Origin of the sequence: Paenibacillus ginsengihumi DSM 21568 (genome assembly GCF_000380965.1) — a bacterium.
Taxonomy (GTDB): Bacteria; Bacillota; Bacilli; order Paenibacillales; family NBRC-103111; genus Paenibacillus_G; species Paenibacillus_G ginsengihumi.
The window spans coordinates 24,087-39,738 of the sequence record NZ_KB905595.1 but is presented as its reverse complement, the minus strand read 5'-3'; the positions used below and the strand labels follow the sequence as shown (position 1 = coordinate 39,738).

The window sequence follows — 15,652 nt, the reverse complement described above, 5'->3', positions numbered from 1 at the left end:
GATCAACCTGCTTCTGGAATCCAAGGCGGTCGCGCAATCCGCAGAGGCGTGGACGACGGAAACGATCTCCCGCTTGGCCGCACGATATGATCGCATTCTGGAAGTGGGACGTCTGGAGGATGCGAAACACAATCCGCCCGTGGAGCAACCCGTCGGCAAGCGAGGGAAGCCGAAACAAAGCAAACCGAAAAACTTGCTCGACCGACTTCAAACCCACCGGCTTTCCGTACTGACGTTCTTATGCAACCCGAGCGTACCCTTCGATAACAACCAAGCGGAACGAGATATACGGATGATGAAGGTGCAGCAGAAGATTTCCGGGACGTTTCGCAGCGAACAAGGAGCCAAGGTATTCTGTCGTATTCGGAGTTTCATTTCCACTGCGAAAAAGCAATCCCTCTCCATCATCGATGCTCTTGAACGGGCCTTCCGGAAACAACCGGTTTTGCAATAACCCTTTCTCACTTCCCATCGGGGTGCTCCGCACCCCCTATTTGTGTTGTGTCGATCTGAGTACCTGAATAGTTACCGCCTTTTTTAGAATCTCGTTCTCCTCCTGGAGTTCCCGATTCTGTTGTTCCAGCTGTTTGAGGCGCTCCATATCTACAAACAACTTGGATTTTTCGCCGGTGTTGCCATATTGCTGTTTCCAGGAGCGAATGCTCCTTACGGGCACGTCAATCTCTTTCGAAATTTCAGTAGGGGTTTTCCCCGTCTCCATCATGTGCTTAATCGTGTTACGTTTAAAGGTTTCATCAAAATGTTGACGCTGCTCTCCCATGATACACCTCGACCTCTTATTGATGTTTTCTATTGTATCAGGTGGCTCTTACAGCGTGTCTACTTTTTAGTCTACATCCAATACGTGCACATCCGTGCCAAATTAGGTCTGCTGTGTCCGTTACATTTTCAAAGGGGGTGATTTCACCGAAATAACGGCGCTGGGGTCCGTTAGGATCGGCCTACGTTATTTCCTGATCGCCCCACTGGTCGGCACGATCCCGCGAACTTCGGGCCTGAAGGAGCCTCGCGTTCTCTTCGGCCGACAGCGCAAGCGAAAGCGCCTTGCCCACCGATACCAAGCCAATCGGCGGCTAAAACGGCTGCGGCGTTCGCTACTCACGGGCCGGCGGCGTTCGGCCGCGGCGTTCGCGCTTCACGGGCGGCGGCGAACCCGACAGCGCCTGCCCGCCGGCCGTCCAAGGCGGGCAGCGCCTCGGCGCGAGCGCAAACGAAAAGCGCCGCCGCCCCTCCCGAGGGGCCGACTGCGCTCCGATGCCGGCAACCGAGCGGCCGGGCCGCTTATTCCTCCGGCACGAACAGCAGGCGCTCGCCGATGCCCGTCGCCGTCTCGAGCCGTTCGCCCGCGAGCCGCTCCGGCTTTCCGCCGCCGCGGTACAAGAGCGCGTTCCGGCCCGGCCACGGGTTCTCCATCCGCAGGGGACGCCCCTTCTCGCTGACGACCAAGACGAAGCGGACGCGGCCTTCCTCCCATTCGCTGCTAACGTGAAAGGCCCCCACCGCCCGCAGCTTGCGGAACCGGGCCGGCCGGTTTGCAGGCCAGACCGGGAACAGCCGCAGCGTATGCTCGTGGCTCTGCAGCAGCATTTCATGCAGGCACACGGGAACGGCGCTGGCGTCCTCGATCCCGCCGCCGCCGTGGTGGATCGACAGGTTCGGCAGCGATTTCCGCTCGCACTCGCTCCGCAGCCGCTCCAAAATGACATTCGGATCGTATCCGACTCTCGCAGCCGCCGCATAGTATGTCGGAAAGGCGTTGAAATCGCTCCAGCGCTGCATCTCGTGGACTGTATTCCGGGCGATCGCCAGCAGTTCCGGACAGCTGCCAAGGCCGATCATCCCTGCCGGAAACACGTGCTGAACGGCGAGCGAGTTGCTGCGCTCGTTCCAGGCCATGCCTTCCTCGGTCAGGCGGAACACGGTCTTGCCGCCCCGCTCCATCAGCGGATATTCGCTGAGATGGTCGAGAATATGCCGCCACTTCGGCCTCCGTTCGTCGTCCACGCCCAGTTCCTCGCTCAAGTCCAGCAGGGCGGTCATGATCATGCGCACGAATCCGAGCGATAGGATCGGATTTTTACGGTCGTTCGAACGCTCGTGAATATCGTCGTCATAGATGACATAACGTCCGTCCTCGAACACGAGGTAGTCTTCCCAAAAATTCGCCACCTCGATCAAATACGGATAGACCTTGCGCGCGTAATCCATATCGTACGTATGGTAGATGTGCATCAGAAGGTTGACCGCAGCGAACGACGCGTTCGATTTTTGCCCGTGATAGAACATCGAGCAGATCATCCCGTCCGGCCCGAGCTCGACGGGCATATACACGCCGCGGCAGTTCAGCTTCTCCCGGGCAAACCTTCTCCCGAGCGGCAGAAAATCAAGCAGCGGCTCACAGTAGGAGGCCGCAAGCTCCGCGCGGTTGCCCGAATACAGTCCCCAGAACGGGGCCTCGTAATTGTAGTTCATCGTGTAGGAACCGGTCCAGGCCGGCCGGTCTGTCGTAATCCAGCTGCCGAACAATCCCGGAGGCACTTTGCCGGCGCGGGTGCAGCAGCCGATAATGTAATAGGACGCGTAATAAAACTTTTCCAGCACCGGGTCCCCGATCTCGATCTGCGATGCTTCCCAGAAGCTGCGCCACCACTGCCTGTGCGCCTGCTTCAGCCTGGCAAGGCCCTCCGCTCCCGCCGCGGCATACGCGTCCGACAGCTTTATGGCCTCGGCGAAATAGTCTGCCGCATCCCGGTTGCTGACGACGGCCGTGACGATGACCGCACGCTGCCCCTCTTCGACGACCAGCTCGGCCTCGACGTTCTGAAAGCGCCATATGTACCGGACATTCGCGCCGGCGACGCGGGTGACGACGGCTACTCTCCGCGTTCCCGGCACATTGGCGGAGTTGGCCGCATAGCGGAACCAGATCCGTTCGTCGTCGGCCCCGTTGTCATAGTTGAACACCTCGTCGGTCGACTTCTCCCCGGCATGCAGCCGAATGCGCACGTTAAGCCTCCCGCGGACGCAGGCCAGTTCCGTGACGAGCGCGTTCGCCTCGGCCGATACCCACGAGCACAGCCGGGCCTCCGCCTGCCCGCTGCGGAACGAACCGCGCACCTCAGCGTTCAAAATATGCTGTTCCTGGCGATATTTCGCCCCGGCCAGCTCGGGAATCGTCAAGGTCGCTTGACCGACTGTGATAATGCGCGCGCCGGTTCTTCTGCCCTTGTCCTGCAGCAGCCGTTCCATTCGCTGTTCATCGGTTTCCCCGAGATGAGGCTGCACCCAGAAATCGTTTTTGCCAATGTAAAAGGTCTGCTCGTGCGCCTCTCCCCCGATTGCGACGCCGACGTCTCCGTTGCCGAGCAGCGGAGCGTCCGTCCATTTGTCCGTCGGAATCCGGGAGGGCGGCTGCCTAAAGACGCCGACGCGGCCTTCCCAATCCTGCTCGCGGATGCGGACGTCGTCCCCTTCGCTAAACCATCGTTCAACAAGCTCCTCCATGCGACCAGCTCCTTCCCGTGACAAAGTAATCGTCAATCGTTACAGCGCTCCAGCGTCACGCGCAGCCGGCAGGATCGCTCCCCCGAGCTCCACCGTGACGGACCACGCTTCACCAATGTCAGGATAACCGTCGCCCCCGCTCGCGCTGCATATCAATCGTTACAGCGCTCCAGCGTCACGCGCAGCCGGCAGGATCGCTCCCCCGAGCTCCACTGTGACGGACCGCGCTTCCCCAAGGTCGGGATAACCGTCGCCCCCGCTCGCGCCACATATCAATCGTTACGGCGCTCCATCATCACGCACAGCCGGCAGGGCCGCTCCCCGAGCTCCACTCCCCGAGCTCCATTGTGACGGACCACGCTTCACCAATGTCAGGATAACCGTCGCCCCCGCTCGCGCCGCATATCAATCGTTATAGCGTCCCATCATCACGCGCAGCCGGCGAAGCTGCTCCCCGAGCTCCACTGTGACGGACCGCGCTTCCCCGATGTCGGGATAACCTTCGACTCCGGTCGCGCCCGGAGGCAAGACCAGCTCGGTGCGCCGCGTGCCGCCTGCGGAGCGCAGCAGGACGTCGAGCGTCCCGGCGCGCAAATCCCACTCCAGCGAGCACTCAATGGCTCCCCGCGCCAGCAGCGGGCCGGCCTTCCCTTTTTTCCAGCGGGAAGGCAGCGCCGGCAGCAGATGCAGCTCGCCGGGAACGGAGAACAGCAGCATCTCCTGGACGGCCGCCGTCCAGCCCATATTGGCGTCCAGCTGCACGGGGACGCGGTCCATATCGACGCCGATGCCCATCCCCCGCCAGTCGTTGTGCAGCGTCATGAAATTGTTCATGACGCAGGAGCGGCTGAGCAGATCGAGGCATTCGAGCGCCGCGTCGCCCCTGCCCATCCGCGCGTATTGATTGGCCAGGTGGGCGAGCGACCATCCGGTCTGCTCCTTCAGACCGATAACGAGCCGCTTCTCGATTGCCTTGGCGAACGCCGCGAACAGCTCGGGGTCGCGATGCCGCGTCACCTCAGTGCCGGGGAAGACGGGATACGCATGCGACTGGTGGCGGTGCCGGTCGTTGTCGTCGAAGAGCGGATGCATCCATTCGCGGATCGATCCGTCCGCGTTCGTCTGATAAGGCGGGATGCGGCTCAGCATCTCCCGCCACTTCGGCACATCCTCCACATACCGGCCGGTCACCTGCGCGCCCTCGACCAGATGGGACAGGAGCTCCTTCGCGATGGCGAAATCCATCGTAGCGTTGATCGCCGTGCTCATCGAATCGCGGGGGCCGGTCCAGTAATTGCCCGGCGTGTTCTCCGGCGAATTGGACGGGGAGCTGACGAAATACCCGTCGTCCCCCATCGTAAAGAAATCCTCGTAGAACAAGGCGGCCTCTCGCATGAACGGCATCGCCCGCTCGCGCAGGAAGTCCGCGTCCAGCGTATGCAGATAGTAATCGTAATACAGCTGGGCAACCCAGCCCGCTCCGCCCGTCCAATGCACGATGTGCGGGGACGTATGCTTAAGCAGACCGGAATCCGGCGCGGTCGGCGCAGGAATGAAAATGCCCCGGCAGCCGTACAAACGGCGGGCGTTCGTGCGATAATCGTCCATCTGCTTCTCCAAATATTCGAAGACGGCGAGCATCAGATGGGGCATGCTGCCGGACAGCGCCTGCCAATAAATCATCTGCAAATTTTCGTTGACCATATGAAACGCCCAGACCGGCTCGTAATCGCCGCACCACAAGCCGTACAGATGGCAGGGCTGACCTAACGGCCGGGTGCTCGAAACGAGCAGATAGCGGCCGTACGCCCACAGCTTCTCGATCAGCGCATCGGGCGCCTGCCCCCGATAAGCCTCCAGCAGCAGCTCTTCGTTCGAGCGCTCGCGCCCCTCGGCCTCGAGATCGAAGGCCGCGGCCAGGAACAGCCTGCCGTGTTCGGCGGCGTGAGCGGCCAGCAGCGAGCCGTAATCGGGGGCAAGCGAGCCGAGCTCGGCCGCAAGCCGCCCCCAATCTTCCCCGCGGCTTCCCTTCACGAACAGCTTGACGACGACAAGCACCGAATCCGCCTCGCCGGCAACCATTGCGCCGCCGTCCGCCGTCATCCGGCCGCCGCGGCCAACGATGCGGGCGACCGCGCCGAAGTCGGTTCCGTCGTCGCTGCGCGCGGCATAATACAGGAAGCTCCCCTCGGCCTTCGTCTCCTCCGCTTCCGGAAAAGCGTAATCAACGCGGCGGACATCCCGCTTATCGTGCAGCTGAAGCGCAAGCCGGGCGGCGATCGGCCGCGGTCCCTGCCTGCGGATCTCGTAGACGATTGCATCGTCCGGGCGCGATACGAACAAGACCCGCTCGTATCGGGTGTCGCCGTCCGTCCAGCGCACGGCGACCTCCCCCGTTTCCATATCGAGCGTGCGCTCGTAATCGCGGAACCCCTTGTCGGACGGCATGAACACCTTAAGGTCGCCAAGCGGGAGCGGAGAGGCGATTTTGGGTGCGTAGCCCCGCTCCTTCAACGCGCTGGGCAGGATCCGGTCCGCCTCCCGGGCTTTGCCGGCCGCAAGCAGCCGCCGCACTTCGGGCAACCGGTCGCTGACGTCCGGCAGCTCAGGCGTCCTTGCTCCCTGCCACAAAGCCTCGTGATTGAGCAGCACCGTCTCCTCGTGCACGCCCCCGTACACGGACGCGCCGATGCGGCCATTGCCGGAGGGCAGCGCCTCCCTCCACAACGAGCGCCACCAGGACGCGGGATAATTCAAGGTCAGCACATGCTTCAATGTCGACTCTCCCTTCTCAGAGCAGCGGCTATTTTCCGTTTCGGTTTACCCTCTGTTTTCCGAGACGATCACGCCTTTACCCTGCTTGTAGCGCTCGGTCGCTTCTTTGACGATATCGCTGCCGCCCTTCGACTTGTACTCCTCGATCACCTTGGGCCAATCGGCGATCGGCTCTTTGCCGTAAATCATTTTGACCATATGGTCGATGATCAGCTTCGGCCCGACGTCGTCGCCCTGCGGCGCCAAATCCGGATGTTTCGAGAACGCTTCCAACGCCGGCACGAAGCGGACGCTGCCAAGCCCTTCCTTCGACACGACCGTATCCATATAACGCATCATATCCCTGCCGTCCGGGGTCAGCTCTTCCCGCGCTTTGTTGTATACGACATCGTGGACGAACCAGAACATGCTGCGGAAGCCGTCCTCGTCGATCGCTTCCGGCGTCGTTGGCGGCGTAAACTGGATTTTGCCGTTGTCCACCGTGTACGTCTCGCCCTCAATGCCGAAGGAGAAATACCGCTCTGCTTCCGGCGTCGTCATCCATTCGAAAAACTTGATAATTTCGATCGCCTTTTCCTTCGGCACCTTGCTGTTGATGTAATACGAGGTGTTGATGCTGGAATACAGCAAATGTCCCCCGCGGTTTTCCGGCCCGCGCGGCGAAGGCATGATTTCGATCTTTGCCTCCGGCACCGCGTTCTTGAGCTTGCTGCGGTAGTTGGACAAGCCCTGGGCATTGGCCGACCACATGCCGACTTTGCCGGATTCGATGTTTTTGCCGTAATCGGTCGAGCTGATGGAAGCGAAATCTTTGGGAATGAGTCCTTCATCGTACATCGTCTTGTAGGTTTGCAGCGCTTTCGTCATGTTCTCCACGTCGAAAAATTTCGGCACCACCTGGTCACCCTGCACCTCGAACTGCGACGGTAGAACGTCGAACGCCCCCAAAATCGTATCCGCATACTTGAAGTTTTCGCGCATCTGGTACGGGTTTTCGACGCCGAGCTTCTTCATCTCGCGCATGACGTTCAGGAAATCGTCGACCGTCTTCGGAGCCGGCAGGCCGGTTTTCTCCAGCAGATCGGTCCGCACGAACAGCGCCCGCCGGGACGGGTTGGACAGCCAGGCCGGAATGCCGTAAATCTTGCCGTCATAGCTCGTTTCCTTCCACGCTTCCTCGGGCACCAGCTTCATGATGTTCGGGGCGTGCTCCTTCAGCAAATCGTCCAGCGGCATGAACACGCCGGCCTCCACCGAGCCGGACATCCCTTTGGTCGTCGCTCCGCCGACATTTTGCACGACATCGGGAATATCGCCTCCGGCGAACATGAGCGACATTTTCTGATCGAACTCTTTGAGCGGAATCATCTGCAGCTCGATGTCGACGCCGGCGATTTCCTCCAGCTTGTGCACCCATTTCTCCTTGTTGACGTCGGCCGACTTCTCGGCATGCTTGTTGCCGCTCGTCGTCATCGACATCGTGAAGCGGAGCTTGCCGCTATCGCCCGCGCCGTCGCCGGAAGCCTGCCCGCCCCCGCCCCCGTCTCCGCAGCCCGTGACGGCAGCGGCAAGCAGCGCGCAAGCTGTGATGATACCAACCTGTTTTTTCATACGAAGTCCCCCATTTGTCGCAAAATTGCACCGGTTAACCGGTTACAAACAACATCGTACCTCCCCCTCGCTTCAAGGAGGATGCATTTTTTTATCCTGCAGTTGTGTTTTCGTACGCTTTCGGGCGCACGCCGGACGCCGGCATCGCCATGACGACGACGGTGCCCTTCTCCGGCTCGCTCTCGATGCGAAGCCCGTACCGTTCGCCGAACACCATCTGAATGCGGCGATGCACGTTCATCAAGCCGATGCCGCCGCGCTCCCTGGTCTCGCCGGCGGAGCCGTCAGCCAGCCGGTTGGCGTTCAGCCTTCGGCGAAGCTCGTCAAGCTTGCCTGCGGCAATGCCCGCGCCGTTGTCCTCGACGCTGACGCAGAACGTATCGCCCAGCTCCCAGGCGTCGATCCGAATATAATGGTAATCCTCGATCCCGTCGGGAAACGCATGCTGGAACGCATTCTCGATCAGCGGCTGCAGCGTCAGGCGGACCATCTTGTTCAGCAAATATTCCGGCTTGACCGCCACGTCCAGCTCGAAATCGCGTCCGGTCCGATGGCGCAGCACGACCATGTAATGAAGCACGTGCTTCAGCTCGTTCGCGACCGTAATTTCCTCCAGATTCGTCTGCACCGAGTAACGCAGCATATAGGCGAGCGCCTTGACGATCTCCGATATTTCCTCGGAATCGCGGACGACGGCATAGCAGACGATCGTCTCCAGCGTGTTGTACAGGAAGTGAGGATTGATCTGCAGCTGCAGCGACTGAAACTCGGCCTTCTGGCGCTCCAGCTGAATCTCCTGGTTTTTCAGCTCGACCTGGTACACCTGCTCGACCAGCTCGGACAGCCGGTTCACCATGACGTTGTAGCGCAGCATCAGCTCCGCGATCTCGTCGCGGCGGCCGGGCAGCGGAATGGTCGTCCAGTTGCCTTTTTCCGTCTCCCGCATCCCCTGCTTGAGCGCCTGAATCGGGCCGGTAATCGATTGGCCGAAGCGGATCGACAGCGCGAGCGCGAACGCCAGCGTAAACAAACCGACCGCCAACGTGGTCGTGCGGATGTTCGATACCGGCCGGCGCAGCTCCTCCGTCGGCTTGGAGGCGACGAGGCTCCAGCCGGAATAGCTCGACTGGCGAACCATATACGTCCGCGCCTGCCCTTCCTCCCCGGCCTCGAACATATCCGCTCCCGCTTCCGCAATCCGCCGCTTCAGCGCGTCCGGGACGAAGCTGCCCACGCGCTCCGCCTGGGGGTGATACACGATCTGCCCTTTGGCATCCATGATAAAAAAATAGCCGTCCTCCCCGAGCTCGATCCCTTTCCACAAAGCGGCCAAATCGGCCGAGCGAATCTCGATGGCCAGCACACCGGCCGGCTCCGGTGAAGTCAAGCCGCGAAACTGCCTGACAAGCGTCAGCATTTGCTGCTTCTGGTCGCTCAGGATGCTGTTGTTCAAAATGGCTAGCTTGCCGTCGCCGCTCGTATTCGCGCGGAAATAATCGAGCTGCCTGCGGATCTCGTCCGAACTGAACGATTGGCCGGGAATCTCGTTGAAATAATAAAGCGCGTTGCCATGGAAGCTGATCATATAGACGGCCGCGATATCCGGGCTGCGGATAAACAGCGGATCGACGCCGATTTCCCGAATCAGCGTCCGGTATCTGTAAAATTCGTAGCCCTCCCGGTTGATCGGCAAATCGGCGAATTCCTTGACCTGCCGGTTCGGCAGCAGGGATACGAGCGAGCGGTCGTACGTCTTCAAATACAGATCGGTATGGTGCACCGCGTTGCTGACGATTTGCTCCATTTGGCCGCGGACGAGCACCTCGAGCTCCTTCGACGATGACGTGTACGAGAACACGCCGACGCCGGTCAAGGAAACGACGATGACGATCAGGAAGTACAGGTACAGCCTCCGGTACAAGCTGACGCGCTTCATCGGATACCTAATCCGGCCCGGTATTCGGACGGGGTCAGGCCGACGATTTTTTTGAACGTTTTCGTAAAATGCGGATAGTCGTCGTACCCTACCATCGGCGCGATATCGGAAATCCGAAGGTGCGGGACGGAGAGCAGCTCCTTCGCCTTCTCCATCCGCCTGTTGATCCGGTACTGCACGAACGTCTCGCTCGTCATTTTCTTGAACAGCGCGCTGAAATAGGTCGGCGTCAGACCGACCATCCCGGCCACTTCCTCCAGGCTGATGTCCTGGGACAGCCGGCTGTCGATATAAGCCCTCGCTTCCTCCATCGGGTCCTTGAAATTCCCCTTGCGGGCGGCGAGCAGCTCCTGCGCCATGCGCCGCAGCCGCTCCCCGAAGGCATCGAGCGCTTCGGCCGCGCTGTCCGCCGAGTCGGCCGCCGGGATCGTCTCCGGCGTAAAGCGACGCTCCTGAAGGCGCTTCGTCAGCATGGCGATGCAGTCGGCCAGCAGCTCCTTGAGCTGGATAAGCGGCATGTCGGCGGCCAGGCACATGTGCCGCCACTCCGCGATCAGCCGGTTCAGCTCATCCGTCTGCAGCGACCAGATGCAGCCTTCCATCCGGTCGATCCATTCCACATAACGGGACACGGAGACATACCCCCGCATCGGTCTATGGATCAACCGGTCAAGCACTTCATGCACATCCGGCCTGGTAACCGGCTTGAGCAAATAATGCTTGACGCCCCATTCGATGCATTTTTGCGCATAATCGAAATCGCCGTATCCCGAAATAACGACCGTCTGGATATGCGGATAGTCGTCGTGTATCGTCCGGCACAGCTCCAGGCCGTCCATTTTCGGCATCCGGATATCGGTCAGCACGATGTCGGGCTCGGACTTGCGGATCTTCTCCAAGGCATCGAGCCCGTGCTCCGCCGTGCGGATTTCCTTGAAGGCGGGCGAATACGACTCCGTCATTTTCAGCAAGCCGTAACGGATCATCGGCTCGTCGTCCACAATCAGCAGTTGCATGCCTGCGCATCCCCTTTCGCGTGTCGCGCCGATTGTCCTTGCGCTTCTCCCGTGATCGCCTGGGCGCTTCCGGGCCGGATTACGATTTGATCGAGCCTACCAGCATGCCTTTGATGAAATGCTTTTGCAAAAACGGGTAAATCAGCATGATCGGCACCGTCGCTACGACGATCACCGCCATTTTCAGCCCCTCCGGCGACACGGTAAGCAGCATCTCGGATGTCGAGTCGGCCGCCCCGAACGTATCGGTAAATACGATTTCGCGAAGCCTGACCTGAAGCGGAATGAGCGTTCGCTTGTCGATGTAGTAAATGGCGGACGAGTAAGTGTTCCAGTTTCCGACCGCATAGATGATGCCCATCGTCGCCATGGCCGGCTTCGACAGCGGCAGCACGATATGCCAGAGCGTGCGAAATTCGCCGCAGCCGTCGATTTTCCCGGAATCGATCAGCTCGTTAGGAAGATTCAGGAAAAAGGAGCGCATGACGAACAGATTGAAGGCGCTGATCGCTCCCGGAATCATGAGCGCCCACAGCGTGTTGAGCATGCCGAGCTGCTTGATCAGCAAATAGTTGGGAATAAGCGGCGCGTGAAAAATAAGCGTAATCAGCACCATAACCAGCACCGGCTTGCGGTACAAATACTCCGTCCGCGACAGCGGGTAGGCAAGCGTCGTCGTCGCCGCCAAATTAATCAGCGTGCCGAATACCGTAATGACGACGCTGTTGCGGAAGGCGATCCACATCGACGGGTCGTTCAGGATCAGCTTGTAATTGTCCAATGTAAACCCGACCGGCCACAAGGAAACTTGGCCGCTGTTGATGGCGGCGTTGTCGCTGAACGATTGGGCGAGCACATGAAGCATCGGCAGCACCATGCTGAGCCCGACGACGGACAGGAAGACGATATTGAAGCGATTGAACCATCGTTCGGCTCGGGTGATTAGCATGTTGTTTCATCCTTTCGCAGGTTTCGTTGACGGGGCTCCTTCATCATCAATACAGCCCTTCTCCGGTCGTTTTTTTGCTCAGCGTGTTGCCGATCGCGATCAGCACGAGTCCGACGACCGATTTGAACAGGCCGATCGCGGTCGTGTAGCTGTACTGTCGGTCGATCAGGCCGGCCCGGTATACGTACGTGTCGATAATTTCCCCGTTCTCGCTGTTCAGCGAATTGAGGAAAACGAAGACCCGCTCGAAGCCGAAATCGAGAAACTTGCCGATATGAAGCAGAAACAGGATCATGATCGTCGGCAGAATGGACGGGATCGTGATCGACAGCGTCTGCCGCAGCCGGCCGGCCCCGTCGATTTGCGACGCTTCGTACAGGTCCGGGTTAATCCCTGCGATGGCGGCGAGATAGATGATCGTCCCCCAGCCGCTCTCCTTCCAGATGCCGGAACCGATCAGGATGCTGCGGATGTATTCGTTCTCGCCCAAAAAATAAATCGGCTCGATGCCAAAAAAGCCGAGGATCGTATTGATAATTCCGGTTTCCGGCGACATGATGCCGACCAGAACGCCTCCCACAATGACCCAGGACAAAAAATGAGGCATATAGACGACGGTCTGTACGAGCCGCTTGAATGCCATAACGCGGAGCTCGTTCAGCAGCAGCGCCAGCACGATCGGAATCGGAAACGCGAATACCAGATCGTACAGCCCGATCAGCAGCGTGTTTTTCAAAATGGTCAGAAACTCCGGATACGCAAACATGCGCTGAAAATGCTCCAGCCCGACCCATGGGCTGCCGGCGATGCCCTTGAAGATGTTGTAATCTTGAAAGGCAATGACCGATCCGAACAGCGGAAAGTACTTGAAGACGATAAAATAAACGATTCCCGGAAGCGAGATGACGTACAGCGCCCAATACTTCCGTATGAAAGCCCGTTTCTCGCGGCTCGTCGCAAACGGCTGAACCGCTTCGGTTGGTCCGATCTTGCTGCTCATGTTCTTCTCTCCCTTATATGGAACCTGCTCCAGGTTCGATGATTCCGGGGCCTCTGTAAGGCCGCGCCCGGCCGTCCCGATATGCCGCCTGGCAGGCGGGAAACGCCGTCGTGTTCTTTCATCAGGAGCATGCCGCTGGCCCCCCTTCCTCGGCGTAGATTTGTCCGGCGTCTTCCCGCTGACGTCTCCCCGATCATACAGCGGACAGGCCGTTTCTCTCCATGGCGTAACTTCCGGGCGCTTGTGTTATTTTGCGATGCCATGGACGCTCGAGGTCAGACGAGGCCAATCGGGAGATAGCGATGAGAGCAGAGCCATAAGGGTGCGAAAAAAGCATCCCGGCGCCGCCCATGTGGCGGACCGGGACGCAGCGTCTCACGGACTATCCTGATCATTCGGCGAAGTCCGTCGGCGAATGATCAGTACCGAAGGCGACGACCGATGACGAAGGCTTCGTTCGTCATCGGCGTCTAACGGTGAAAATTGGCCGGTGCTCCGCCGGTGTCAATGCATCAGCGTTATCGTTTCACGGCGATCCGGAACGCCCGCATGAGCTTCAGTTTATTGTGTCAACCGCCGGGACGGCCTGCCTTCGAGGGCTTGATGTTGTTGACCGCCTGCTGTCCAAGCCTCTCCTTGAGCTGCTGCTTGTACAGGCTGTGCGGATTCGCATGCTCGCCGAGGACGTCCCAGAATCCGTCGTTGCGCGGCCGGGAATCGTAGCCGTTCGGCACGAGCCCGGGCACCTTGGGCCCGACGTGGCCGATCGCGTAATTTTGCGCTGTCGGCGGCTGCTGAACGGTCAGGTTGCCTTCCGTATTCCAGGCGACATAGTTCGCTCCGGCCCAGCCGTGGCCGCTTCCGAGCCAGGCCCGGTCGCGAATCGATATCGGCGATCGGACATTGTCGAACAGCCCGCCGGTCGACCACCGGTGATGCGGCTCGCTCGTGTTGTAGTCGAGGGCGGACTCGCTGTCGAGCACGACGTTCGGCCCGGCAACGCGGCTGTCGACGACGAAGGCGTGCCGCGCCGTTTCCACGTAAATACGCTGCGCCAGATTGAGCTGACCTTTGAAAAAAATCGCGTACCGCCGTCCCCCGGTAATGATGCTGACCATGTCGTACACCCTGCAGTCCTGCACCGTAATCCATTTGGCGCCGCTGCCCATCTCCGCCAGCGAATAGGACAAATGGCAAGCTGTCACATGGCGCACCCAGCCGTTCTTCGCCTGCTTGAACACGACAAACCGCTCGGCATGGTTTTCATCCGCATAGTATGGGTCGGTCTTGCCGTTATCCCATACGGTGCTTGTCACGCTCTTGTCGAAGTCGGAATCGACCCGGATCCATTCAACGCCTACCTGCTGAATCCGGGCGGCATCGTCATATTTCAGCAGCTGTCCTCCGCCCCATTTGCGGTCGATCGCATTCGCGATCGGGGCGTCCACCGTAATCCGGTTATTCGCCTTATCGACACTCGTCACGACCCGGTCGAAATCGAGGTTAAACGGCGACCACTGCGTCGTCCCTCCGGAGCCGGGCCGCATGTAGATGTGGTCCATACCGATTTCCGAAATCCAGCGGCTGCTGCCGATTCGGCGGACAAATACCGTATCCCCCGGTTCATATCCGCTTGCGTCAATCACGTGGAACGTGCGCGAGCCGGACGGAACATACAGCTCCGCAATGTCGACGGCGGTCTGCTCGTCAGCAACCGCCCCTGCGCCCGAGCCAACCTCGATGAGATTTCTCGCCTTGTTCCCCGCTCCGTGAATCGTCGTGCCGCCCTCGCCGTCGCCTTCGCCGCGAAGCACGATGCCTCCATCGCGGATATAGATCGTGCCGTATACCGGATATACGCCTTTCTTCAGCAAAATAGCTCCGCGGAAGCCGTCCGGCGACAGCGGCAGCTTGGCCGTTTCGTCGATGGCCGCTTGAATATGGGCGGTATTGTCGCCGTCAATCGGCTCGATCACCCTCACGACCGGGACGTCCGGAATGTTCACCCCGCCGCCCATATAGCCGCTGTTGGAGAAATCGAGAATCCGGTTGCCTTTGTAGTCCGGAACATAAGTCAGCTGCCCGTCCTCGTTCATGAACGCGGCGGCCGTCTGCTTCGCCGGAACGGCATCCGGCTCGAGCGCGGCGAAATGGAAGGCGTCGTATACCGCCGGTTTGCCCGGCTCCACAATGCGCAGGCGCATTTCATACAGGCCCGCCGCATCCGCCGTTCCCGGAACGGTTATCGATTGCGCCTCCCCTTCCTGGAAAGAGACAGGAGGCAGGCTGAGCACCGGCGTACCGCCATCGCGATACACGGCCAGCTCGACCGTCGCCTCCACATTCGACCGGACCGTCACGGTAGGATAGACGTCGCCCGGGCGGATGACCGCCGGCTGCCCGATTTCCGCCGTCATCCGCGGATGGGAGAGGCTGGTGCTTGCGACATAGGACGCGTCCAGAAACTCGTTCGGATCGCTCACCCGTATCCACAAATAGCCGGTTTTCAGCACCCGGCCGTCGGGCAAGGCCGCCTGCGCAGTGAACATAGCCGCACCCGTCTGACGCGCAGTGACCATGCCGGCGAAGTCCGTTGCCGCCGCTTGGCCGGAGACGGCAAACGTTATTGGGACCGAATCCAGATCGACTTCCTCGCCCGACCGCAGCTCGCCCCGCACGCGAAGCGGCTTCGTCTCGCCGACCCTCATCTCGGCCGTGGCGTTCGCCGCATATTCGTCGCCCTGCTCGTCGGCGAAATAAATGCGCTCAAGGCCGGCCGGCGCCGGATCGGCGGCGAAATGATAGACGCGTTTCAATTGCTGATCATCGCCTTTCCTTTA

10 protein-coding genes are annotated in these 15,652 nt (G+C 60.2%); 1 reads left to right on the top strand and 9 read right to left on the bottom strand.

The genetic code is table 11. The features are described 5' to 3' along the window. Positions 1 to 454 (top strand): IS66 family transposase (locus tag F591_RS28570; protein ID WP_019536344.1); only part of this gene is annotated, 454 nt, incomplete at its 5' end. 36 nt (positions 455 to 490) lie between these two features. On the opposite strand, the gene F591_RS0119730 is transcribed toward F591_RS28570, so the two are convergent. The 9 genes from F591_RS0119730 to F591_RS0119690 all read right to left on the bottom strand — a co-directional run bounded on the left by F591_RS0119730 (position 491) and on the right by F591_RS0119690 (position 15,628). Next, entirely contained in the window at positions 491 to 781 is a 291-nt protein-coding gene (locus F591_RS0119730; RefSeq protein WP_019536343.1) for a transposase, read from the bottom strand. Between the two features lie 521 nt (positions 782 to 1,302). After that, entirely contained in the window at positions 1,303 to 3,525 is a 2,223-nt protein-coding gene (locus tag F591_RS0119725) for a glycosyl hydrolase family 95 catalytic domain-containing protein (protein WP_019536342.1), read from the bottom strand. A 405-nt stretch (positions 3,526 to 3,930) separates the two neighbouring features. Beyond that, positions 3,931 to 6,291 carry a glycoside hydrolase family 95 protein gene (locus F591_RS28565; RefSeq protein ID WP_245581086.1) on the bottom strand — a complete coding sequence of 787 codons (2,361 nt, stop codon included), beginning with the start codon at positions 6,289 to 6,291 and terminating at the stop codon, positions 3,931 to 3,933. A 54-nt stretch (positions 6,292 to 6,345) separates the two neighbouring features. After that, positions 6,346 to 7,911, bottom strand: coding sequence for an extracellular solute-binding protein (locus F591_RS0119715; RefSeq protein WP_019536340.1), 1,566 nt, complete (start codon positions 7,909 to 7,911; stop codon positions 6,346 to 6,348). A 91-nt stretch (positions 7,912 to 8,002) separates the two neighbouring features. Then, positions 8,003 to 9,847, bottom strand: a complete 1,845-nt coding sequence (locus F591_RS0119710; RefSeq protein WP_019536339.1) for a cache domain-containing sensor histidine kinase — start codon at positions 9,845 to 9,847, stop codon at positions 8,003 to 8,005. Then, positions 9,844 to 10,863: a response regulator gene (locus F591_RS0119705; protein WP_019536338.1), complete on the bottom strand. Its 1,020-nt coding sequence runs from the start codon at positions 10,861 to 10,863 to the stop codon at positions 9,844 to 9,846. The genes F591_RS0119710 and F591_RS0119705 overlap by 4 nt, the downstream gene beginning before the upstream one ends. Before the next feature lie 79 nt (positions 10,864 to 10,942). Next, a complete protein-coding gene (locus F591_RS0119700) occupies positions 10,943 to 11,812 on the bottom strand; it encodes a carbohydrate ABC transporter permease (protein ID WP_019536337.1) in 870 nt (289 codons plus the stop codon). A gap of 46 nt (positions 11,813 to 11,858) precedes the next feature. Continuing rightward, on the bottom strand, positions 11,859 to 12,812 hold the full coding sequence (locus tag F591_RS0119695; protein WP_019536336.1) for an ABC transporter permease: 954 nt from the start codon (positions 12,810 to 12,812) through the stop codon (positions 11,859 to 11,861). Positions 12,813 to 13,381: 569 nt separating this feature from the next. Beyond that, positions 13,382 to 15,628, bottom strand: a complete 2,247-nt coding sequence (locus F591_RS0119690; protein WP_019536335.1) for a hypothetical protein — start codon at positions 15,626 to 15,628, stop codon at positions 13,382 to 13,384. Positions 15,629 to 15,652: the final 24 nt, after the last annotated feature.